This window comes from Micrococcus sp. HSID17227, from assembly GCF_003989405.1.
Lineage (GTDB): Bacteria > Actinomycetota > Actinomycetes > Actinomycetales > Micrococcaceae > Micrococcus > Micrococcus luteus.
The window spans coordinates 1-1,212 of the sequence record NZ_RBLN01000422.1; the positions used below are offsets into that span (position 1 = coordinate 1).

General features: G+C 78.1%; 1 protein-coding gene. It reads right to left on the reverse strand.

Annotation, left to right across the window (positions count from 1 at the left end; genetic code table 11):
• Positions 1-1,075 (reverse strand): UvrD-helicase domain-containing protein (locus D8M29_RS12380; RefSeq protein ID WP_148111622.1); only part of this gene is annotated, 1,075 nt, incomplete at its 3' end.
• Positions 1,076-1,212 lie beyond the last annotated feature (137 nt).

Sequence of the window (1,212 nt, forward strand, 5' to 3'; positions counted from 1 at the left end):
TCGTCAGCACCCGGACGCGCCCGTCCGGGGACGCGGGCGGGGCGGCCCCCGGCACGGGATCGGGGTCGAGGACCCCGGGGTACCGGGCGAGGAGGTCGGGCCGGGCGCCGCGGAAGCCCTCCACGGTGGTGTCCGGCGACGCGGTGAGCAGCACGTCCCGCCCGCGTCCGAGCACGGTGAGCAGGTCGTGCACGGCGGGGGTGGCCTCGTGGAGGTCCTCGACCACGAGCACGGCCAGGCGGTCCCGCTCCTCCGCCACGAACGCCTGCGCCGCGGCGTCGCGCTCCGGGTCCTCCGGATGCCGCTCGGTGAGCACGCGGACGGCAGCGGACAGCAGCCCGGCGGCGTCGAACGCCTCGGCCATGCCCAGGTCGATCCGGTCCCGGTAGTCCTGCAGCAGCACGGCCGCGGCCTCCCACTCGGGGCGCCCGTGGGCGGTGCCGAGCTCCTGCAGGCGGCCCGGCTCGAGGCCGAGCTCGCTCATGCGGTCCACGAGCTCGCGGACCTCACGGCGGAATCCCCTCGCCTCCACGGCGGGGGCGACGTCGTCCGGCCAGTCCGGCGCGGCGGCGAGGCCGGCGGCGTAGCCCTCGAGCAGCTCGGCGATCACCGTGTCCTGCTCGGCACCGGTGAGCAGCCGGGGGGCGACCTCCAGATGCCTCAGCGGTCCCGTGACGCGGGCACGGCGCAGCAGGTCGAACGCGTAGGAGGACCAGGTCCGCACGGGGGTGACGGCGCGGGTGCCCCGACCGGCGGCGGCGAGCCGGCGGGTCAGCGCGTCACGCAGCCGCGCCGCCGCATCCCGGCTCGGGGCCAGCAGCAGGAGGGACTCGGGGTCCAGCCCCGCCTCGATCCGGCGGGCCGCGTACTCGACCGCCACGGTGGTGCGCCCCGTGCCGGGGGCGCCCAGCACGAGCACGGCGTTGTGCCCGGGGGCGAGCGAGGCGATCGCCTCCTGCTCGTCCGTGAGCGTGATCCGGTCCTCGGGCGCGGCGGCCGTGCGCACCAGCCGAGCGGCCCGTTCCGGCGCCGCCGCGTCGTCGTCGAAGGGGTCCACCCCGTGTTCCCTGGTCATGGCCTCATCCTCGCACCGGGCCCGGACACGATACGGTCGGCGATCGCACGGATCGCCCGCGCGGCGCCGTCGTCGGGCTCCCAGCGGGCCCGGGGCAGGTCCACGCGCCCGGCCGGGGTGCGGGGCGTGGCCTCCCG